Source organism: Thioclava sp. DLFJ5-1, from assembly GCF_002020115.1.
Taxonomy (GTDB): domain Bacteria; phylum Pseudomonadota; class Alphaproteobacteria; order Rhodobacterales; family Rhodobacteraceae; genus Thioclava; species Thioclava sediminum.
The window spans coordinates 74,854-93,939 of sequence record NZ_MPZU01000004.1; the positions used below are offsets into that span (position 1 = coordinate 74,854).

General features: G+C 65.2%; 23 protein-coding genes. 15 read left to right on the forward strand and 8 right to left on the reverse strand.

The features are described 5' to 3' along the window. Positions 1-98 precede the first annotated feature (98 nt). The 7 genes from BMI86_RS13175 to BMI86_RS13205 all read left to right on the forward strand — a co-directional run bounded on the left by BMI86_RS13175 (position 99) and on the right by BMI86_RS13205 (position 6,817). Positions 99-1,064 carry an SPOR domain-containing protein gene (locus tag BMI86_RS13175; RefSeq protein ID WP_078541820.1) on the forward strand — a complete coding sequence of 322 codons (966 nt, stop codon included), beginning with the start codon at positions 99-101 and terminating at the stop codon, positions 1,062-1,064. Positions 1,065-1,079: 15 nt separating this feature from the next. Beyond that, positions 1,080-2,255, forward strand: a complete 1,176-nt coding sequence (locus BMI86_RS13180; RefSeq protein WP_078541821.1) for a D-alanyl-D-alanine carboxypeptidase family protein — start codon at positions 1,080-1,082, stop codon at positions 2,253-2,255. Positions 2,256-2,261: 6 nt separating this feature from the next. Beyond that, positions 2,262-2,876, forward strand: a complete 615-nt coding sequence (tmk, locus tag BMI86_RS13185) for a dTMP kinase (RefSeq protein WP_078541822.1) — start codon at positions 2,262-2,264, stop codon at positions 2,874-2,876. 228 nt (positions 2,877-3,104) lie between these two features. Further along, positions 3,105-4,229, forward strand: coding sequence for a DNA polymerase III subunit delta' (locus BMI86_RS13190; RefSeq protein WP_078541823.1), 1,125 nt, complete (start codon positions 3,105-3,107; stop codon positions 4,227-4,229). A 22-nt stretch (positions 4,230-4,251) separates the two neighbouring features. Beyond that, positions 4,252-5,070 carry a TatD family hydrolase gene (locus BMI86_RS13195; protein WP_078541824.1) on the forward strand — a complete coding sequence of 273 codons (819 nt, stop codon included), beginning with the start codon at positions 4,252-4,254 and terminating at the stop codon, positions 5,068-5,070. Then, on the forward strand, positions 5,067-5,870 hold the full coding sequence (locus tag BMI86_RS13200; RefSeq protein WP_078541825.1) for an MBL fold metallo-hydrolase: 804 nt from the start codon (positions 5,067-5,069) through the stop codon (positions 5,868-5,870). The genes BMI86_RS13195 and BMI86_RS13200 overlap by 4 nt, the downstream gene beginning before the upstream one ends. Beyond that, complete coding sequence (locus BMI86_RS13205; RefSeq protein ID WP_078541826.1) at positions 5,870-6,817, forward strand: AEC family transporter; 948 nt, start codon at positions 5,870-5,872, stop codon at positions 6,815-6,817. Before BMI86_RS13200 ends, BMI86_RS13205 begins: the two co-directional genes overlap by 1 nt. Positions 6,818-6,983: 166 nt before the next feature. Here BMI86_RS13205 and irrA read toward each other — a convergent pair whose 3' ends face one another. Next, entirely contained in the window at positions 6,984-7,409 is a 426-nt protein-coding gene (gene irrA / locus BMI86_RS13210; RefSeq protein WP_078520235.1) for an iron response transcriptional regulator IrrA, read from the reverse strand. A gap of 151 nt (positions 7,410-7,560) precedes the next feature. On the opposite strand from irrA, the gene fabA reads away from it, so the two are divergent. The 5 genes from fabA to BMI86_RS13235 all read left to right on the forward strand — a co-directional run bounded on the left by fabA (position 7,561) and on the right by BMI86_RS13235 (position 11,920). After that, a complete protein-coding gene (gene fabA, locus BMI86_RS13215; protein WP_075776914.1) occupies positions 7,561-8,070 on the forward strand; it encodes a bifunctional 3-hydroxydecanoyl-ACP dehydratase/trans-2-decenoyl-ACP isomerase in 510 nt (169 codons plus the stop codon). Between the two features lie 31 nt (positions 8,071-8,101). Continuing rightward, a complete protein-coding gene (gene fabB, locus BMI86_RS13220) occupies positions 8,102-9,331 on the forward strand; it encodes a beta-ketoacyl-ACP synthase I (RefSeq protein ID WP_078541827.1) in 1,230 nt (409 codons plus the stop codon). Positions 9,332-9,373: 42 nt separating this feature from the next. After that, entirely contained in the window at positions 9,374-10,162 is a 789-nt protein-coding gene (locus BMI86_RS13225) for an SDR family oxidoreductase (RefSeq protein WP_075776916.1), read from the forward strand. 255 nt (positions 10,163-10,417) lie between these two features. After that, positions 10,418-11,197 (forward strand): pyrroline-5-carboxylate reductase dimerization domain-containing protein, encoded by a 780-nt coding sequence (locus BMI86_RS13230; protein ID WP_078541828.1) that lies wholly within the window; start codon positions 10,418-10,420, stop codon positions 11,195-11,197. Positions 11,198-11,248: 51 nt separating this feature from the next. Beyond that, positions 11,249-11,920, forward strand: a complete 672-nt coding sequence (locus BMI86_RS13235; protein ID WP_078541829.1) for a haloacid dehalogenase type II — start codon at positions 11,249-11,251, stop codon at positions 11,918-11,920. Positions 11,921-11,927: 7 nt separating this feature from the next. On the opposite strand, the gene BMI86_RS13240 is transcribed toward BMI86_RS13235, so the two are convergent. Beyond that, a complete protein-coding gene (locus BMI86_RS13240; RefSeq protein WP_078541830.1) occupies positions 11,928-12,518 on the reverse strand; it encodes a hypothetical protein in 591 nt (196 codons plus the stop codon). A gap of 63 nt (positions 12,519-12,581) precedes the next feature. Here BMI86_RS13240 and BMI86_RS13245 point away from each other — a divergent pair, with 63 nt between their 5' ends. Together BMI86_RS13245 and BMI86_RS13250 are read left to right on the forward strand one after the other, a co-directional pair. Then, a complete protein-coding gene (locus tag BMI86_RS13245) occupies positions 12,582-13,406 on the forward strand; it encodes an alpha/beta hydrolase (protein WP_078541831.1) in 825 nt (274 codons plus the stop codon). Further along, positions 13,403-14,293: a DMT family transporter gene (locus tag BMI86_RS13250; RefSeq protein ID WP_078541832.1), complete on the forward strand. Its 891-nt coding sequence runs from the start codon at positions 13,403-13,405 to the stop codon at positions 14,291-14,293. Before BMI86_RS13245 ends, BMI86_RS13250 begins: the two co-directional genes overlap by 4 nt. A gap of 66 nt (positions 14,294-14,359) precedes the next feature. Here BMI86_RS13250 and efp read toward each other — a convergent pair whose 3' ends face one another. Beyond that, entirely contained in the window at positions 14,360-14,929 is a 570-nt protein-coding gene (gene efp, locus BMI86_RS13255) for an elongation factor P (RefSeq protein WP_078520244.1), read from the reverse strand. Between the two features lie 98 nt (positions 14,930-15,027). Here efp and epmA point away from each other — a divergent pair, with 98 nt between their 5' ends. Then, a complete protein-coding gene (gene epmA / locus BMI86_RS13260; protein WP_078541833.1) occupies positions 15,028-16,068 on the forward strand; it encodes an EF-P lysine aminoacylase EpmA in 1,041 nt (346 codons plus the stop codon). A gap of 3 nt (positions 16,069-16,071) precedes the next feature. On the opposite strand, the gene BMI86_RS13265 is transcribed toward epmA, so the two are convergent. The 5 genes from BMI86_RS13265 to BMI86_RS13285 all read right to left on the reverse strand — a co-directional run bounded on the left by BMI86_RS13265 (position 16,072) and on the right by BMI86_RS13285 (position 19,047). Beyond that, entirely contained in the window at positions 16,072-16,461 is a 390-nt protein-coding gene (locus BMI86_RS13265; RefSeq protein ID WP_078541834.1) for a DUF2237 domain-containing protein, read from the reverse strand. Between the two features lie 16 nt (positions 16,462-16,477). Further along, a complete protein-coding gene (locus tag BMI86_RS13270; protein WP_143594801.1) occupies positions 16,478-17,650 on the reverse strand; it encodes a serine hydrolase in 1,173 nt (390 codons plus the stop codon). 103 nt (positions 17,651-17,753) lie between these two features. After that, positions 17,754-18,236, reverse strand: coding sequence for a winged helix DNA-binding protein (locus BMI86_RS13275; protein WP_093477043.1), 483 nt, complete (start codon positions 18,234-18,236; stop codon positions 17,754-17,756). A 158-nt stretch (positions 18,237-18,394) separates the two neighbouring features. Then, positions 18,395-18,670, reverse strand: coding sequence for a succinate dehydrogenase assembly factor 2 (locus tag BMI86_RS13280; protein WP_078541835.1), 276 nt, complete (start codon positions 18,668-18,670; stop codon positions 18,395-18,397). After that, entirely contained in the window at positions 18,670-19,047 is a 378-nt protein-coding gene (locus tag BMI86_RS13285; RefSeq protein WP_078541836.1) for a helix-turn-helix transcriptional regulator, read from the reverse strand. The genes BMI86_RS13280 and BMI86_RS13285 overlap by 1 nt, the downstream gene beginning before the upstream one ends. Between the last annotated feature and the right edge of the window lie 39 nt (positions 19,048-19,086).

The window sequence follows — 19,086 nt, forward strand, 5'->3', positions numbered from 1 at the left end:
CGGGCTCTGCAAATCGCTAGGATCGCGCGTAACGCATGGCGCAAGCGGTGCAGACGCGCAGGCAAGAGGCGGGCAAACCGCGCGAAAAGGGGCACAGGATGACTGAGCAGAAGAAGATGACGCGCAAGCGGGTGACGGGCTTTGCCCTGATGCTGGGCGCGGGGATCGCGCTGGCAGGCTGTCAGGAAAGCGGCGGCTCCCCGTTCGGGATGTTCAAGAAGAAGCCTGCGGACGAGACCGCGAGCCCCGGCGACGCCGAAACCGTCACCGAAAACGGCCAGAAGATGATCGAGCGCGACGTCGAAGCGCCGCAGGTCTTCTCGGTCGACGAAAAGGGCCTGTGGGACGGGCGCCCCTCGCTGGGCGGCGTCTGGGTCGCGCATCCAAACGTGAAAGACCCCGAGCGGGTGATCATCCGCAACCCGTCGAACGGCAAATTCGTCATCGGTGCGCTGTTCAAGCGCGAGACCGACAATCCCGGCCCGAAACTGCAGGTCAGCTCGGACGCGGCCGATGCGCTGGGGCTGCTGGCGGGCGCGCCGACCGAGCTCTCCGTCGTGGCGCTGCGCCGCGAGACGGTTCCGGTCAAGGAAGACAAGCCCGCGCCGCTCGTCGACAAGCCGGTGATCGCGGCCCCTGAAGAGGTCGAGCAGAAGTCGCTCGACGAGGTGACATCGACCGCGGCGGCCGGCATCGCCAAGGCGCAGGGCACGCCGAAGCCCGCAGCGAAACCAGTCAAGCCCGCAATCGGTGCGGCCCCTGCCCCGGCGCCCGCCCCCGCAGCCCCGGTAGCTGCGGCAACTCCGCAGCCGAGCACGCCGAAAATGAGCACCGGCGCAGGCTATATCCAGATCGGCATCTTCTCCGTCGAGGCGAATGCGAAACGCGCCCAGAGCCAGATGGCCAAGGCGGGCGTGATCGCCGAGATCAAGAAGGAACAGAGCCATTCCAAGACCTTCTGGCGCGTGATCGCGGGCCCTGCGCCCACGAAATCCGACCTCGACGCGCTCAAGACCAAAATTCACGGGCTGGGCTATCCCGACGCCTACCCCGTCTCGAAATAGGACTACGCAGAAGATATGACCTTCATTCGCCTGATCACCGCCACGCTTGCAGCCTGCCTGTTCGCCCTGCCCGCCGCCGCCTTCGACACCAAGGCCCATGCGGCTTGGGTCTATGACCTGTCGACCAAGACCGTCTTGATGGCGAAGAACGCGGATATCCCGCTGCCCCCGGCGTCCATGTCGAAGCTGATGACGCTCGATCTGCTGTTCGAGGCGCTGGAAGACGGCCGGGTCACGATGGACACGACCTTCCCGGTCTCGGAACATGCGCAGTCGATGGGCGGCTCGACGATGTTCCTCAACACGACCGACCGGCCTACCGTGCGCGATCTGATCCAGGGCATCATCATCAATTCGGGCAACGACGCCTGCGTCGTGGTGGCCGAGGGGCTGGCGGGCTCCGAGTCCTCCTTCGCCGATCTGATGACCGAGCGCGCGCATGAGCTGGGCATGAAGAACTCGATGTTCGCCAACTCGAACGGCTGGCCCGACCCCGGCCAGCGCATGTCGGTCCATGATCTCGGTATCGTCGCGAGCCGGATCATCACCCATTTCCCGCAATATTATCACTTCTTCAGCGAGACCCATTTCAACTACAAAGACCGCGCCCCGGCCAATGCCGAGAACCGCAATCCCCTCCTGGACATCCGCGCCGCCGACTGGAAGGCCGATGGCATGAAGACCGGCCACACGCAGGAAGCGGGCTATGGTCTCGTGGGCTCCGCCGTGATGGGCGAGCGCCGCATCGTCTTCGTGCTGGCAGGCATGCCCTCCGAGCAGTCGCGCCGGTCGGAAGGCGAAGCGGTCGCGAACTGGGCCTTCCGTCAGTTCGTGATGAAGGACGTGGCGAAGGCGGGCACCCAGCTCGCCGAAGCGCCGGTCTGGCTGGGCGGCAAATCGACCGTCGGCCTTGCGCCGAAAACCGATCTGTCGCTGCTGGTCCCAGCGGGCGCGAAGGACAAGGTGACCGCCGAGGCCGTGTTCAAAGGCCCGCTGCAGGCCCCGATCAAGCAAGGTCAGGAAGTCGGCAAGCTGGTGATCACCGTGCCGGGCCTCGACAATGCCAACGAAGTGCCGCTCGTCGCCACCGAGGACATCAAGAAAGGCGGCTTTGTCGTGCGCGTGAAAGCGGCGCTGGCGCGGCTGTCGGGCAAGGCGTTCGAGGCCGCGATGGAACGGGTGAACAGCTAAGCGCGCATGTTCATCAGCTTCGAGGGGATCGACGGATCGGGTAAATCCACACAGGCACGGATGCTGGCCGAAACCCTGCGGGACGCGGGGCGCGAGGTCGTTCTGACGCGCGAACCCGGCGGCTCTCCGGGGGCCGAGGAAATCCGCCGTCTGGTCCTTGAGGGCGATCCCGACCGCTGGTCCGCAGAGACCGAGATCCTTCTGTTCACAGCCGCGCGCCGCGACCATCTGGAGCGCGTGATCGAACCGGCGCTCGCCGCCGGAAAGGTCGTGATCTGCGACCGTTTCGCGGATTCGACCCGGATGTATCAGGGCCTCTCGCGCGGCGATCTGCGCGCGGTGGTCGATCAGCTGCACGCCCTGATGATCGGGCGCGAGCCGGACCTGACCGTGCTGATCGACATCGACCCGGCCACCGGCCTCGCCCGCGCCAAGGGGCGTCAGGGCACCGAGGAGCGGTTCGAGGATTTCGGCGTCGGGCTGCAGGAAAAGATGCGCGCGGGGTTCCTGTCCTTAGCCGAGGAATTCGCGCCCCGCTTCCGGGTAATCGACGGCGCGCGCGAGGCCGATGCGATTGCCGCCGATGTGCTGAGCGCCGTGCAGGCGGAACTGCAGAGCTAAGGGCAGCGCCAGACCCTCGGGTGGGCGCTTCGCCGCATTGGTGGCTTGGCGTTTTATCTCTAAAGCCCAGGAAAACCCGCGTGCCCACGATGTCATCGCCAATGCGCCCTCCCGGTGGGAGGGGCGGGCGCTGCCCGGGGCTGCCCGCCCCACGCCAATCGCCAAGTCCCCGAACCTTCCGCAAAAACCCCGCTGGAAACCGCCCGCGCGCGCAACTAGAGTGCCGCCATGAGCCTCGCCGACCTTCCCGATCCAACCCTTGCGCCCGGTGCGCGACACCCGCGCGACACGCTGCGTCTGGTCGGTCAGACGCGGGCCGAAGAGGATTTCCTCGACGCGTTCAACATGGGGCGGCTGCATCACGGCTGGCTGCTGACCGGGCCGCGCGGTGTGGGCAAGGCGACGCTCGCTTGGCGGATCACGCGCTTCCTGATGACCCGACCCGAGGATGACGGCCCCGGCCTGTTCGGCGAGCCGGAACAGCCCTCCAGCCTCGACCCCGATCCGAACCACCCGGCGCTCAGCCGTATCCATGCCGGATCGGAGCCGGGCATTTTCGTGCTCAAGCGCGGCGCGAACGCCACCGAATCCGCACTGTCGCAGGACATTCGCGTCGACGAGGTGCGCAAGCTGCGCTCCTTCCTGCATCTGTCGGCTGCCGAGGGCGGACGGCGCGTGGTGATCATCGACGCCGCCGACGAGATGAACACCCAGGCCGCCAACGCGGTACTGAAACTGCTCGAAGAGCCGCCGCCGCGCGTGACCTTCCTGCTGATCGCGCATCAACCCGCGCGGCTCCTGCCGACGATCCGCTCGCGCTGCCGGGAATTGCGGCTGGGCACGCTCACACCCGATCAGATGGAAGCTGCCATCGCCGCCGCCGAAGAGGAAGGCGAGCCGCCGGATCTCGACCACCACGCGCTGGCCGCGCTGTCGGGCGGCTCCGTCGGTGCCGCGATCCGGCTGATCAATCAGGACGGCATGACGACCTATGCCAAGCTCGTGGATCTGATGGGCACCCTGCCCCGGCTCGACCGTCTAGGCGCGCTGGCGCTGGCCGAAAGCTGCGTGGGCAAGGCAAACGAGAACCGTTTCATCCTCGTGCTCAACCTGATCGACCTGTTTCTCTCGCGCGCCGCACGCGCGGGCGTGATGGGACCGCCCCACCCCGAGGCAGCCCCCGGCGAGGCGCAGCTTCTCGCACGATTGTCGCCTGACGATCAGGCAGCGATGAAATGGGCTGCCCTCCATCAGAGCATGGGCGCGCGGGCAGCCCATGGCCGGGCGGTCAACCTTGACCCTGCCGCGCTCGTGATGGATATCGTCTTGGAGATCACAGCCGCCGCCTCCTGATGCGGCGCGAAAGGAGCCGATTTTGACCCTCCCGCCCGAGATCACAGACAGCCATTGCCATCTCGATTTCCCCGATTTCGACGGTGAGCGCGACGACATCATCGCCCGCGCCAACGCCGCCGGGGTGACGCGGATGGTGACCATCTGCACCAAGCTGAAGAACGAGCCCTCCGTGCGCGCCATCGCCGAGGCGCATCGCGGCGTCTTCTACGCTGCAGGCACGCACCCGATGAGCGTGGCCGAAGAACCTATGGCCACGGTGGACGAGCTGGTGGCGCTCGCGAAGCATCCGAAATTCGTCGGTATAGGCGAGACCGGGCTCGACTATCACTACACCGCCGAGAGTGCCGAGATTCAGAAAACCTCTCTGCGCCTGCATATCGAAGCAGCCCAAGAGATCGGTCTGCCGCTGATCATCCATTCGCGCGATGCCGACGAGGACATGGAAGCGATCCTGACCGAGGGGATGAAGGCCAAGCCCTATTCCTGCGTCATGCATTGCTATTCGTCGGGTCCCCGCCTCGCGCAGGTCTCGGTCGATCTGGGCTTCTATCTCTCGATGTCCGGCATCGCGACCTTCCCCAAAAGCCAGGAAGTCCGCGACATCTTCGCCGCCGCGCCGCTCGACCGGATCCTCGTGGAAACCGACAGCCCCTATCTCGCGCCGCCGCCCTATCGCGGCAAGCGCAACGAGCCCGCCTACACGGCCCACACCGCGAAAGTCGGCGCCGATGTCTTCGGCCTGCCGCTCGAGGAATTCGCCGCCGCGACGCAGGCCAATTTCGACCGCCTGTTCTGGAAAGCCGCCGAGCATGGCGAGCGGGGGAGCATCGCTGCATGAGTCGGATGCGCTTCACGATCCTCGGCTGCGGCTCCTCGGGGGGCGTGCCGCGCATCGGCAACAATTGGGGCGACTGCGACCCGGCGAACCCGAAGAACCACCGGCTGCGCTGTTCGATGCTGGTCGAGCGGGTCGCCCAGTCGGGCACCACGCGGGTCCTGATCGACACCACGCCCGACATGCGCCAGCAGCTGCTGACCGCGGGCGTGGGCGAGCTGGATGCGGTGGTCTACACCCACAGCCATGCCGATCACGTCCACGGACTCGACGATCTGCGCCAGATCGTCTTCAACATGCGCACCCGCCTGCCCGTCTGGGCCGATGCCGATACCGAGGCCGCGCTGCTCGACCGTTTCGCCTATGCCTTCGTCCAGCCCTCGGACAGCAATTACAAACCGATCTGCGAGCTGAAATCGATCCATCGCGAGCGGCCCTTCCAGATCACTGGTGCGGGCGGCTCGATCGAGTTTCAGCCCTTCCGGGTCGAGCATGGCAATATCGACGCGCTCGGCTTCCGGATCGGCGGACTGGCCTATCTGCCGGACGTCTCGGACATTCCCGAAGAGGCATGGGCCTATCTCGAAGGCCTCGATTGCTGGGTGCTCGACGCGCTGCGCCGCACGCCGCACCCCACCCACGCGCATCTGGCCCGCGCGCTGGAATGGATCGAGCGTGCGCAGCCCGCAAGCGCGGTGCTCACCAACATGCATATCGACCTCGACCACGACACCGTCGCCGAAGAAACGCCGGATCACATTCGCCCTGCCCATGACGGGATGGTTCTGGATTTCGGTCTCTGATGAGCGTTCTGATCGACGTCATCCTGCCGGTCTTCCTCGTCATCGGCTTCGGCTATGTCGTGGCCTGGCGCGGGCTGTTCTCCGAAGGCGCGGTCGACGGGCTGATGCGCTTTGCGCAGAACTTCGCGGTGCCGGTGCTGCTGGCGCGCTCGATTGCCAATCTCGACCTGACGCAGAGCTATAACTGGGCGATGATGGCGTCCTTCTACGCAGGCGCGCTGATCTCTTTCGCCATCGGCATCACCGGCGCGCGCATGATAGGCCGCAACGGTCCGGAGAGCGTCGCCATCGGCTTCGCCTGCCTGTTCTCGAATTCGCTGCTGCTGGGCGTGCCGATTACCGAGCGCGCCTATGGCACCGATGCGCTGTCGGGCAACTTCGCGATCATCTCGGTTCATTCGCCCTTCCTCTACACGATCGGCATCCTCGCGATGGAGATGGTGCGCTCGTCGGGCACCGGCACCTCGCTCGGGCGCGTGGGGCTCAACGCGCTGATCGGCGTGCTGCGGACCCCGCTGGTGATCGGCATCCTGACGGGCTTCGCGATCAAGATCCTCACCACGCTGACGGGCCAGCCCCTGCCCCATCCGCTGATGGAAGCGATGAACATGATGGCGCGCGCGGCGCTGCCTGCGGCCCTGTTCGGGCTAGGGGGCGTGCTCTATCGCTATCGTCCCGAGGGCGATGCGAAAGCGATCGCGATGGTCACCGGCCTGTCGCTGATGCTGCATCCGGCGATCACTTACGGGCTCGCGCATTTCGCCTTCAAGGTGGACACATCCGCGCTGCGTTCGGCCACGCTGACGGCGGCGATGGCGCCGGGGGTCAACGCCTATCTGTTTGCGAATATCTACGGGGTGGCGCGCAGAGTTGCGGCCTCGGCCGTGCTGATCGCGACGGCGCTGTCGATTCTGACGATCTGGGGCTGGCTTGCGATCCTGCCATGAGGTTTGGGGGCTCTGCCCCTCCGTCGCCGGAGGGCGACAAGACTGACGTGTCGAGGGGCTCTGCCCCTCTGGCGCCGGAGGGCGACAAAACAAGAAAAAAAGGGGCTCTGCCCCTTTGGCCTACGGCCATTCACCCCGGGATATTTTCACCAAGAGGAAGCGGCAATCAGGCCTTGCGGACGCGGATCACCACGTCGACGCGGGTGATCTCGGCGCCTTCGGGCGCCTGCGGGATCGAGGCGAGTTTTAACTCCTCGGCCGGGGCATCCGACAAGCGGTTGTCGTCTTCCCAGAAGAAATGCGGGTGATCGTCCATGCGCGTGTCGAAATAGCTGCGCGCGCCATCCACCGTTATCTCATGCATCAGCCCCGCGTCGCAGAACGCCTTGAGCGTGTTGTAGACGGTGGCGAGCGAGACCTTTTCGCCCGCATCGCAGGCGGCCGCGTAAAGGCTTTCGGCCGTGACATGACGATTTTCCCCATCGCCCACGAGCAATGTGGCCAGCGCCAGTCGCTGACGGGTGGGGCGCAGCCCGCCACGGCTCAGCCAGTCCTGCCCGCGGCGCTGTTCGGTCGAATTCGTCACAGCCATGTCATGTCTCCTTGTTCCCTATATGAGACTTTTCCACTCAGGTTTCAATGCAACCGCGCAGGGGCGCGGCCTGTCACCGTCGCCCTTGCGCCACGCGGCCACGCGGTGATAGAGGGATGCAAAAGCACGCCAAAACCGGGAAGGAGCGCCGATGGCTGGGTTTCCGACGAGCTTCGGGAAAGAAGATCTTCTGAAATGTGCACGCGGGGAGCTGTTTGGCCCCGGCAATGCACAACTTCCGGCGCCGCCGATGCTGATGATGGATCGCATCACCGACATCTCGGGCGATGGCGGCAAGCACGGCAAGGGCCATGTGGTCGCCGAGTTCGACATCACCCCGGACCTGTGGTTCTTCGAATGCCATTTCCCCGGCAATCCGATCATGCCGGGCTGCCTCGGCCTCGACGGGTTGTGGCAGCTGACCGGCTTCAACCTGGGCTGGCGTGGCTGGCAGGGTCGCGGCTATGCGCTTGGCGTGGGCGAGGTTAAGCTCACCGGCATGGTCCGCCCGGATCGCAAAATGCTGACCTACAAGGTCGACTTCACCAAGGCCGTTCAGACCCGTCGCCTGACCATGGGTGTCGCAGACGGGATCGTCGAGGCCGACGGTGACGTGATCTACGAGGTCAAGGACATGAAGGTCGCGCTCTCCGAGAGCTGACCCCCATAGACAGACAAGACAGGAGGCCCGCATGCGCCGCGTCGTCATCACCGGTTTGGGCATCGTCTCGCCCATCGGCAACAATGCCGAAGAAGTCACCGCCAGCCTGAAGGCCGGCAAATCCGGCATCGTCTTTGCCGAGGATTACGCCGAGCGTGGCTTCCGCAGCCAGGTCAAAGGCCAGCCGAAGATCACGCTCGAGGACCATATCGACAAGCGCAACCTGCGCTTCATGGGTCCGGGTGCCGCCTATAACTTCATCGCGATGGAGCAGGCTCTGGCCGATAGCGGCCTCGAAGAGAGCGACATCTCGAACCCGCGCAGCGGCCTGATCATGGGCTCGGGCGGTCCGTCCACCTCGAACTTCTTCGAGGCGCATCGCATCGTCATGGAGAAGGGCTCGCCCAAGCGGATGGGGCCGTTCATGGTCACCCGCTGCATGAGCTCGACGAACTCGGCCTGTCTGGCCACGCCGTTCAAGATCAAGGGCGTGAACTACTCGATCACCTCGGCCTGCTCGACCTCGGCGCATTGCATCGGCAACGGCACCGAGCTGATCCAGATGGGCAAGCAGGACATCGTCTTCGCCGGCGGTGGCGAGGAGCTGGACTGGACGCTGAGCTGTCTGTTCGACGCGATGGGCGCGATGTCGTCGAAATATAACGACACGCCCGAGCTGGCCTCGCGCGCTTTCGACGCGACCCGCGACGGGTTCGTTATCGCGGGCGGCGGCGGTGTCGTCGTGCTGGAAGAGCTCGAGCACGCCAAGGCGCGCGGCGCGAAAATCTACGCGGAAGTCACCGGCTACGGCGCGACCTCGGACGGCCACGACATGGTGGCACCGTCGGGCGAAGGTGGCGAGCGGTCAATGAAGCTCGCGGTCGGCACCCTTCCGGAAGGCCGCAAGATTTCCTACATCAATGCGCATGGCACCTCGACGCCCGCAGGCGACGTGACCGAAGTGCAGGCCGTGCGCCGCGTCTTTGGCGAGGAAAACGTGCCGAAAATCTCCTCGACTAAATCGCTCACCGGGCACTCGCTCGGCGCGACCGGCGTGCATGAGGCGATCTATTCGCTCTTGATGATGGAAAACAACTTCATCACGGCCTCGGCCAACATCACCGAGCTCGACCCGGAGATCAAACCCGAAGAGATCGCGATGGAGCGGATCGACAATGTCGAGTTCGACTCGGTCCTGTCGAACAGCTTCGGCTTCGGCGGCACCAACGCGTCGCTCGTGATGAGCAAGTATAAAGACTAACGGCAAGAACAAACGGCGACAGAAACGGCGGCAGGGACGGGAATGGCGGAACTGATGAAGGGTAAGCGCGGCCTCGTGATGGGGGTCGCCAACGAGCGCTCAATCGCTTGGGGGATCGCGAAGGCACTGGCCGAGCAAGGCGCGGAACTGGCGTTCTCCTATCAGGGCGAAGCCTTCGGCAAGCGAGTCGAACCGCTGGCCGAAAGCGTGGGCTCGAAATTCCTGCTGGATGTGGACGTGAATGACGACGCCTCGATGGACGCCGCCTTCGCCAAGCTGAAAGAGGAATGGGGCTCGATCGACTTCGTCGTGCACGCCATCGCCTATTCCGACAAGAGCGAGCTTGCGGGCCGGTTCATCAACACCACCCGCGAGAACTTCAAGAACTCGCTGACGATCTCCTGCTACAGCTTCATCGACGTGGCCAAGCGCGCCTCGGAACTGATGAACGAAGGCGGCTCGATGATCACGCTGACCTATATGGGATCGCAGCGCGTGACGCCCTATTACAACGTGATGGGCGTGGCGAAAGCGGCGCTGGAATCGGCGGTGCGCTATCTGGCGGCCGATCTGGGCCCCGACGGCATCCGCGTGAACGCGATCTCGCCCGGCCCGATGAAGACGCTGGCCGGCGCTGCGATCGGCGGCGCGCGCAAGACCTTCCGCCACACCGAGCACAATTCGCCCCTGCGCCACAACGCGACGCTGGAAGCGATCGGCGGCACGGCTGTCTATCTGCTCTCGGACTATGGCGCTTGCACCTCCGGCGAGATCATCTCGGTCGATAGCGGCTATCACGTCATGGGCATGCCCGCGGCGGAGAACCTGTAAGAAGTCTCGCGCGGACGATAGGCGCCCGGAACGCGGCGAAGCCGCAGGGCGCGCGCCGGCCCGTCCCGACGGGCTGGCGCATTGACACCCACGCACACCGCTCAAACGACAGAAGTATGTGGCTGAGATAAAGCGCCCAGCCCCCAAGTAATGGTGCGCCACCCCACGGGCCGCCGCGCGCCCTGCTACCCATTCCCTCCCTTCCCCCATCCCCTGCCCCGCGTTAGGCTTTCCCGAACACGCAGGGAGGCGCGCATGGCACTCGATTTCTCTATCGGCATCATCGGCTCAGGGATGCTCGGCGCAGCGATCGCCGAGGCGCTCTGGCGCGCGGAACCCAGGTCGCTTCTGATGGCCAACCGCTCCGGCACGCGACCTGACATTGACGGCTTCCCGCCGGAGAACGTCATGACCGATCCGCAGGCGCTGGCAGAGGCTTGCGACGTGGTGATCCTCTGCGTGCCGCCCGCCGCAGCGAGAGACCTCACGATCGATGCGAAAGACAAGCTGGTGATCTCCGTCATGGCGGGCGTGCCACTGGCCGACCTCACCCGCATCAGCGCCAGCCCGCGCGCAATCCGTGCCATGTCGAGCCCGGCCGCCGCAAAGGGCTTCGCCTATAGCCCATGGTTCGCGAGCGATGCCGTGACCGAGGAGGACCGCGCCCGCACCCGGGCCCTGTTTGAGGCCTGCGGGCAGACTGAGGAACTGCATGACGAGGCCCAGATCGACCTCTTCACCGCGATGACCGGCCCAGTACCGGGCTTCGTCGCCGCCTGCGCCGCCGCAATGGTGCGTCATGCCGAGGATCAGGGCGTCCCGCCCGAGATCGCTGATCGCGCCGTGCGCCAGCTATTCCTCTCCGCCGGGCAGATGATGGCCGAGGGCCCGACGCCTCAGGCCCATGTGCAGGAGATGATCGATTACGCGGGCACAACAGCCAAGGGCCTGACCACTCTGCGCGACAACGGCTTTGCCGAGCGTCTCGCCGAAGGGCTCGTCGCCGCGACGCAAGCCTCGCGCGACATCTACTGACCCTTGCACCCGGCCCCGCCGACGCTAGGGTGAGGCTCGGGAGGAAATATCATGTCCATTCAGCTTTGCGTCTTCGACGCCTACGGCACGCTTTTCGACGTCGACGCCGCCGCGCGCAATCTGGCCGCTGAGGAGCCGCGCCTGACCGAGATCTGGCCGCGCCTTGCCGCCGATTGGCGCCGCAAACAGCTCGAATATAGCTGGCTGCGCGAGGTGATGGGCGATTACGTCGATTTCTGGCAGCTGACCCGCGACGGGCTCGATTGGGCGATGGCGGCGCAGGACCTCGACGATCCCGATCTGGCCGAGCGGCTGATGGCGCTTTACCGCGAGTTGCCCGCCTTCCCCGAAGTGCCCGAGATGCTCGACGCGCTGCATCATCGCGGTGTGGGGCGTGCGATCCTGTCGAATGGCGCGCCGGACATGCTGGGGGCTGCGGTCCATGCGGCGGGGGTCGGGCATCTGCTCGACGAAGTGCTCTCGATCCACGAGATCGGCCACTACAAACCCCGCGCCGCCGTCTACGAGATGATCGCGCAGAAGATGGGCGTCGATCCGGAGAGGACCTGCTTCGTCTCGTCGAATGGCTGGGATGCGGCGGGCGCGGCCAAGGCGGGCTTCCACGTCCTTTGGGTCAACCGCGCAAACGCTCCGGTCGAGCGACTGCCCTACAAACCGGCGGCGATCCTGACGGATCTGCGCGCGGTGCCCGACCACCTCTGAGAGGCGCTCACTCGTCCATCTCGCGCAGCGCGCGCCGCAGCCGCATTGTCTGCGCCTGAAATCCTTCCGCATCCGTGTATTCCACGAAATCGCGGTAGCGGAGATGCGGCCCCTTCACCCGATGCGCGTGCTTGATCGGGCACCAGAATTGCTCGGTCCGGCCCGCGATCTCGCGCACATAGCTCAGAAGCCCGTTGCAATATCCGCAATAGACGCAGTTCAGCTTCTGCAGCGCATTGAGATAGGCCAGATGCTGACGGTCGATCACGATATGATCGGCGCGCTTCACCTTGGCGATGCGGTAGATCGGAAAACAGATCGCCTGATAGAGGCTTACGAAGAGGTCGAGCAGCACGAAGGGCACGATCAGCGAATAGATCACCGGGGCGGTCAGAATGACCATCGGGCGCGCATAGGACAGGAAACGCAAAAGCCCCACCCGCGCCTGCCGATGCGCATCTCGCACGCCCGCCTCGAACACCACCCGGTTGTGATCGAGCCGGAACGCCATCGCCTCGCGCCTGCGCTCCCATTCCGCTTCGATTTCGTCTTCGAGCGCACTCAGTCTTTCGTGTAATCTTTCCAGCGTGTCAGCCATGGCGATCTCCCTCTAACGCACTATGATCGCTGACAGGTCAGCAATCCAGAGAGGAGCGGCGTAATGGAATTCTTTACCGCGGATGATGGCGCGAAGATCGCCTATCGCGACAGTGGCAGCGGCGTGCCGGTCTTGGCCCTGTCCGGGCTGACGCGAAACACCCGCGATTTCGACTACGTCGCGCCGCATCTCAAGGACGTGCGGCTGATCTGCATGGACTATCGCGGCCGTGGCGAGAGCGACTGGACCGGTGAGAAAACCTATACCGTGCCGCGCGAAGCGGCGGATGCGCTGCAACTGCTCGATCATCTGGGGATCGAGAAGGCCGCGATCCTCGGCACGTCGCGCGGGGGCCTCGTGGGGATGTATCTCGCGCTAACCGCGAAAGAGCGCATGACCGGGCTCGCGCTGAACGATGTCGGGCCTGTCCTCGACGAGAAGGGGCTGAACAAGATCTTCGACTATATCGGGCGCAACCCAGCGGCGAAGAGCTATGCGGAAATGGCCGAGAAGCTGCCCGAGGCGATGATCGGTTTCGACAAGGTGCCGCCCAATCGCTGGGCGATGGAGGTCCGCCACCATTACGTGGAGACCGATGACGGGCTGAAGATCAATTATGATCCGGCCCTACGCGATGCCTTCCTCGGCGCCTTCAAGGGCGGCGTCGAGCCAGCCTGGCCGCTCTTCGAGGCCACCGAAGGGCTGCCGATCGTCCTGACCCACGGCGCGAATTCCGATCTGCTGAGCGACGCCACGGTGGACGAGATGCAGCGCCGCCGTCCGGACATGATCTATGCGCGCGTCGCCGACCGCGCCCACATCCCCTTCCTCGACGAACCCGAGTCGCTTGCGGCCCTCGAAGCGTGGGTCGAACGGATCAAAGGGTGAGCGAGGCCCGTGTCACCTTCATCGCCAGCGCAATCACGCTAATTACGGGTGCGCTCTGGGGGCTTTACTGGCTCCCGGTGCGCGCGCTCGACGGGCACGGTCTGGCGGGCGCTTGGGGTACGGTCGCGATTACCCTGGTCGCCTGCGTGGCCCTTGCGCCCGTCGCCTGGACCAAGCGCTGCGAACTCGCCGCCGCCACGCCAGCCGCGCTGATCTCGGTCGCGCTTGGCGGGACGGCCTTTGCGCTCTATTCGATCGGCTTTCTCTATGGCCGCGTCGCGCTGGTGATCCTGCTGTGGTTTCTCACCCCGGTCTGGTCGGTGGTGATCGGACGGTTCGTGCTGGGCTGGCCGATCTCGCGCCTGCGACTGGCCGCGATCGTCATCGGCCTAGCGGGGCTCGGCCTGATGCTGGGCGGAAGCGGTGGCATGCCGCTACCCAGCAGCTTGGGCGAATGGATGACGCTTGTAGGCGGCGTGATCTGGTCGGTCGCGACCACGGGGATGCGCACCAGATCGACGCTTTCGCCCGGTCCTGCCACCTTCGTCTTCGCGGCCGGCGCGGCCCTCACCGCGCTCTGCCTCGCGCCGTTCCTTGCGCCGCTCCCCGCTGCGGGCGTCGATTGGGCCGCGTCGGTTGGACTGATCGGTGCTGCCGGGGTGTTCTGGTGGGGCGCTGCGACCGCGGCGCTGATGTGGGCGACCGTGCGGCTCGAACCGGCGCGGATCGGGATCTTGCTAATGAGCGAGGTACTGGTGGGCGCCGTCTCCGCCGCACTGATCGCGGGCGAACAGCTCGCCGCGCTGGAAATCGCAGGCGGCGCGCTGGTGCTGGGCGCCGGGCTGCTGGAGGTCTGGCCTGCGCGCCCCACGCAACGCCCCGTCTGACCCACCCAATCCGCAAACAAAAAAGGCGCCCCGCAGGGCGCCTCTTCTATAAGATCGCGGCAAGGATCAGTCCTTCGCGCGCTCGACGTAGGTCGTGTCTTCGGTGTTGATCACGATGCGGGTGCCCACGCCGATATGCGGCGGCACCATCACGCGGATCCCGCCGGTGCAGATCGAGGGCTTGTAGCTCGACGAGGCGGTCTGACCCTTCACGACCGGCTCGGTCTCTTCGACTTCGACGGTGACTTTCTGCGGCAGGTCGATCGCGATCGCGTTCTCCTGGAAGGTCTTGAGATGGACGCGGATGCCGTCGCGCAGGAACACCTTCGCATCGCCGATCACGTCATCCTGCACCGCGAGCTGCTCATAGGTCTCGGGGTCCATGAAGTGATAGCCTTCGCCATCCTCGTAGAGGAAATCGTACTCGCGCTCTTCGACATGCGCACGCTCGACCTGCTCGGTCGTGCGCCAACGCTCCGACACCTTCGTGCCGTCCGAGATGCGGCGCATATCGACCTGCGTGACAGGCGTGCCCTTGCCGGGATGGATGTTCTGCGCGGTGATCACGACGTAGAGTTTGTCGTCGATTTCAAGCACGTTGCCCTTGCGGACAGAGGAAGCGATGACTTTCGCCATGAAAGGACCCCTTTGAATTCGGATAAACAGGCTCTGGCGCCCGGATTGCAGAGCGCCTAAACCATTTGCGCCCCGATTTCCAGCCTGAAAGGCCTTCCATGCCCCCGTTCTGGACGCCCGAGCGCCACGCCGACCGCCGCCCCGCCCTTCTCGCGCGCAACCGCATTCAGGCCGCGATCCGCGGCTGGCTCGCGACAGAGGATTTCGTCGAGGTCGATCCCTGCGCGCTGCAGGTCTCACCCGGCAACGAGGCGCATCTGCACGCCTTCGCCACCGAGATGATCGGCAATGACGGCGCGGCGCGGCGGATGTATCTGCACACCTCGCCCGAATTCGCGATGAAGAAACTGCTGGCGGCGGGTGAGCCGCGCATCGCCGCCTTCGCCCATGTCTGGCGCAATCGCGAAGCGGGCAAGCGCCATTCGCCCGAATTCACTATGCTGGAATGGTATCGCGCGGGCGAAAACTATACCGCGCTGATGGCCGATTGCGCGGCGATGCTGCGGCTGGCAGCCGAGGCCGCAAGATCGACGGTGCTCCGCTATGGCCCCGCCGAATGCGATCCCTTCGCCGAACCCGAGCGCCTGTCGGTCGCGGACGCCTTCCAGCGCCATGCCGGGATCGACCTGCTCGCCGCCTGCGACGGGGCCAAGACCGACGCGGAAGCCCTGCGCGCGCAATGCGAGGCGATAGGCTTCGCGGTGGCCGATGCGGATAGCTGGTCCGACATCGTCTCGAAACTGCTGGTCGCGAAGGTCGAGCCGCATCTGGGCCACGGCCACGCGACGATTCTGGATCGCTATCCGCTGGCCGAGGCCGCGCTGGCCCGCCCGGCCCCGGACGACGGTCGCGTCGCCGAACGGTTCGAGCTTTACGCCTGTGGGGTCGAACTCGCGAATGGTTTCGGCGAACTGACCGATCCGGCCGAACAGCGCCGCCGCTTCGAGGGCGATATGGATCTGAAGGAAGAACTCTACGGCGAGCGTTACCCGATCGACGAAGATTTCCTCGCAGCGCTCGAGATCATGCCCGAGGCGTCGGGCATCGCGCTTGGCTTCGACCGGTTGGTGATGCTCGCGACCGGCGCGCCGAAGATCGAGGATGTGCTCTGGGTGCCGGTGGGTGGCGCGACGGGTTGAAACTCAGCCCTTCCCGCCCTTCTTCTCGGCGGCATGATCGGCCAGCATCTTGAACGGCACCACCCGCAGGGCATCGCGATGGGTCGAAGCCAGCATCACCTCGGGCGCGCAGCCCTCCTGCACCGCCTGCAAGAAGCGCGAGGCGCACAGGCACCATTGGTCGCCCGGTTTCAGCCCCGGAAAATCATATTCCGGGCGCGGCGTGCTCAGGTCGTTGCCGAGATATTTCGAGAAGGCGAGAAACTCCGCCGTCATCACAGCGCAGACCGTATGCGAACCGCTATCCTCCCAGCAGGTGTTGCATCTGCCATCGCGGAAGAACCCGGTCCGGGGCTTGAGCGAACAGGGCTGCAAGGTTCCGCCCAGCACGTTGATCGCCTCATACATCTGCATCGCGCGGCCCTCCCTTTCAGGAAACCTCTGCGATGCGGCGCAGCTTGGCAAGATTTTCCTCCTCGACGCCCTCCTCCTTGAAACGCCAGTCGGCGGCGTTGAGCGCGATTACGGTGTCGGTCGCGGGGCTGACATAGATGTGCTGGCCGTAGATGCCGCGTGCGAAATAGTCGCCGCCGTGCTCCGCCGTGTCGACGGGGACCCACCACTGATAGCCGTAGCCCTCGCCCTTCGGCGCCTGCAGCGCGGTCGATTGCGTAACCCAGTCCTCGGGGACGATCTGGCGGCCGTTCCAGAAACCCTTTTGCAGGAACATCTGACCGAAACGGGCATAGTCCCGCGTCCGCAGGTTCAGCCCGCCAAGGACGAAGCTGACGCCCAGCCCGTCGGTCAGCATCACCGGCGCGGCCTCCAGCCCCATCGGCGCGATCAGCAGCTCTCCCATCACCTCCGCCGGATCGGCCCCGGTCGCGCCGGCGATCACCATGCCCAGAACATGCGTGTCGATCGAGACATAGAGCATCCGCGCGCCCGGCTCCGCCTCGCGGATCTTGAGCGAGGCGGCGAAGGCGTCCATCGACCGGCCCATCGCCAGCACCCGGCCCATCTTGTTGATATCCGAATGAAAATCCAGATAGTCCTCGTTGAAGGCCACGCCCGAGGACATCACCAGCGCATCGCGGATCGACACGCCCTCATAGCCCGAGCCCTTCAGCTGCGGCGCAAAGCGGGTGAGCGGCGCGTCGAGATCGGGGATCACGCCCTGATGGTGCAGGATGCCCAGCGTGGCCGAGAGGAAGCTCTTCGCCATCGACCAGGAGATGCGCAGATCTTCCGGCGCGGTGCCGCGAAAATAGCGTTCATGGGTGATCTGGCCGTGGCGCAGCTTCACCAGCGCGGTGACCCAGCGCCGGTCGATCCAATCCTCGACGCCCTCGGGCAGCGCCTCCTCCGCGCCGAGGGCCAACTCCGACACCGGCCCGTCGCCACGTGCGATCTCGCGCGAATGAAACAGCGCGGGCATGTTGGAGAAATTGCCGACGATCCGGTCGGGCTCGAACAGACGGTTCACAGCGCGCAGCCGCGCGATCTCGTCGCGCTTCCACCATGCGAGCCCCGCAATCGGCAGCGCCGCCGCCATGCCGACCCGGATCGCGCCCCGCATCGCCTTCTGTCCAAGCTGTTTCATCCCGCGTCCCCTCGCCGCATATCGTCACGGCAAGGAAGCACGCCTCACGCTGTTGCGGCAAGGAGAACCGGGCGTCATCGCGCAAACGCGACCTGCACAAGGCTCAGTAGATATAGCGGATCTGGTCGGTCCAGTAGCGCTCCATCCGGCGCAGGGTGTGGTTCATCTCCTCCATCGCGTCGAAGGTGATGACGCCGCGCGTCTCCATCCCGCAGGCGTGGCGCTCGAACAGGGTCGCCACATTCTCGCGCAGTTCGCGCCCCTTCGCGGTCAGGCGCACCCGCACCGAGCGTCGGTCGATCTCGCAGCGCTGATGGTGCATGTAGCCCGCCTCCACCAGCTTCTTGAGATTGTAGGAGACGTTCGAGCCCTGATAATAGCCGCGGGTCTTCAGCTCCCCCGCGGTCACCTCGTTCTCGCCCACGTTGAACAGCAAAAGCGCCTGCACCGGGTTGATCTCGAGGATGCCTAGCCGCTCGAACTCGTCCTTGATGACGTCGAGCAGCAAGCGGTGCAGCCGCTCCAGCAGCGAAAGGCTGTCCAAGTATCCCGCCATCAGCCCCGGCGTCGCCGGGACGGGCGTCATGTCGCTTGCAGATTTCTGCACGGTCATAGCATTCTCCGCCAGTTTCGCTGCCCCTGACGCAAGACAGTGGCGGGAAATGACAAAGATACCGTTAAGCGGCCCGAATTCTCCGAAAATTCGCGCAAAACCCTATGAAATCCGGGGCTTCCGCGCCGTTTTCAGGTTTTCGTAATGTGCCGTTCGCGGGCGAATTGGCCGATTACGGACAGCAATTCGAGGTATTTCGGCGGGCAAGGCTGCGCGCCCGAGACCCACGGATACAGATCCTGATCATTCTCTTCGAGAAGCTGGTCATAGAGATCGAGAGTGGCGGCATCGAGTTCCGGCAGACACGCATCGGCGTAAGGCCCGAGGATCAAGTCCATTTCCTTGATCCCGCGCCGCCAGCTGCGCATCTTCATCCGTTTCAGCCGCGCCTCTCGCGTCTCTGTCATCAACTCTCTCCTGCCACCAAGCGCTTCTCCAGCCGTGCCAGCCGCACATCGAGATCTTCGAGCCCGGACCGCACTTCCCGGATTTCGCGCACGAGGGCGCGTTCCGCCTTTGCGTCTTCTCCCTGTTCGGGCGGGCCGTCAAGCCCCTCGCCCGATCCGGTCAGCAGCCACATCAGCGTCACGTTGAGCATCCCCGACAGCATCTGCAGCCGGTTCGCGCGCGGCTCCAGCACGTCTTCTTCCCAAGCCTGCAGCGTCTCGAGCCGGACGCCCAGCTGCGTTGCCAGATCCTCCTGGCTCAACCCTGCCGCTTCGCGCGCGCCCGCAAGCCGGTCGCCGAACGTTGCGCTCGCCTCGCCATACCAATCGTCGACCATGTCTCTCTCCCGCTTTCGCTTGAACGCTTCTGGTGCCGA

Excerpts from the sequence above, each read along its gene's own strand:
- BMI86_RS13175 (WP_078541820.1), top strand. The coding sequence starts at position 99 with ATGACTGAGCAGAAGAAGATGACGCGCAAGCGGGTGACGGGCTTTGCC.
- BMI86_RS13180 (WP_078541821.1), top strand. The coding sequence starts at position 1,080 with ATGACCTTCATTCGCCTGATCACCGCCACGCTTGCAGCCTGCCTGTTC.
- tmk (WP_078541822.1), top strand. The coding sequence starts at position 2,262 with ATGTTCATCAGCTTCGAGGGGATCGACGGATCGGGTAAATCCACACAG.
- BMI86_RS13190 (WP_078541823.1), top strand. The coding sequence starts at position 3,105 with ATGAGCCTCGCCGACCTTCCCGATCCAACCCTTGCGCCCGGTGCGCGA.
- BMI86_RS13200 (WP_078541825.1), top strand. The coding sequence starts at position 5,067 with ATGAGTCGGATGCGCTTCACGATCCTCGGCTGCGGCTCCTCGGGGGGC.
- BMI86_RS13205 (WP_078541826.1), top strand. The coding sequence starts at position 5,870 with ATGAGCGTTCTGATCGACGTCATCCTGCCGGTCTTCCTCGTCATCGGC.
- irrA (WP_078520235.1), bottom strand. The coding sequence starts at position 7,409 with ATGGCTGTGACGAATTCGACCGAACAGCGCCGCGGGCAGGACTGGCTG.
- fabA (WP_075776914.1), top strand. The coding sequence starts at position 7,561 with ATGGCTGGGTTTCCGACGAGCTTCGGGAAAGAAGATCTTCTGAAATGT.
- fabB (WP_078541827.1), top strand. The coding sequence starts at position 8,102 with ATGCGCCGCGTCGTCATCACCGGTTTGGGCATCGTCTCGCCCATCGGC.
- BMI86_RS13225 (WP_075776916.1), top strand. The coding sequence starts at position 9,374 with ATGGCGGAACTGATGAAGGGTAAGCGCGGCCTCGTGATGGGGGTCGCC.
- BMI86_RS13230 (WP_078541828.1), top strand. The coding sequence starts at position 10,418 with ATGGCACTCGATTTCTCTATCGGCATCATCGGCTCAGGGATGCTCGGC.
- BMI86_RS13235 (WP_078541829.1), top strand. The coding sequence starts at position 11,249 with ATGTCCATTCAGCTTTGCGTCTTCGACGCCTACGGCACGCTTTTCGAC.
- BMI86_RS13240 (WP_078541830.1), bottom strand. The coding sequence starts at position 12,518 with ATGGCTGACACGCTGGAAAGATTACACGAAAGACTGAGTGCGCTCGAA.
- BMI86_RS13245 (WP_078541831.1), top strand. The coding sequence starts at position 12,582 with ATGGAATTCTTTACCGCGGATGATGGCGCGAAGATCGCCTATCGCGAC.
- efp (WP_078520244.1), bottom strand. The coding sequence starts at position 14,929 with ATGGCGAAAGTCATCGCTTCCTCTGTCCGCAAGGGCAACGTGCTTGAA.
- epmA (WP_078541833.1), top strand. The coding sequence starts at position 15,028 with ATGCCCCCGTTCTGGACGCCCGAGCGCCACGCCGACCGCCGCCCCGCC.
- BMI86_RS13265 (WP_078541834.1), bottom strand. The coding sequence starts at position 16,461 with ATGCAGATGTATGAGGCGATCAACGTGCTGGGCGGAACCTTGCAGCCC.
- BMI86_RS13270 (WP_143594801.1), bottom strand. The coding sequence starts at position 17,650 with ATGAAACAGCTTGGACAGAAGGCGATGCGGGGCGCGATCCGGGTCGGC.
- BMI86_RS13275 (WP_093477043.1), bottom strand. The coding sequence starts at position 18,236 with ATGACGCCCGTCCCGGCGACGCCGGGGCTGATGGCGGGATACTTGGAC.
- BMI86_RS13280 (WP_078541835.1), bottom strand. The coding sequence starts at position 18,670 with ATGACAGAGACGCGAGAGGCGCGGCTGAAACGGATGAAGATGCGCAGC.
- BMI86_RS13285 (WP_078541836.1), bottom strand. The coding sequence starts at position 19,047 with ATGGTCGACGATTGGTATGGCGAGGCGAGCGCAACGTTCGGCGACCGG.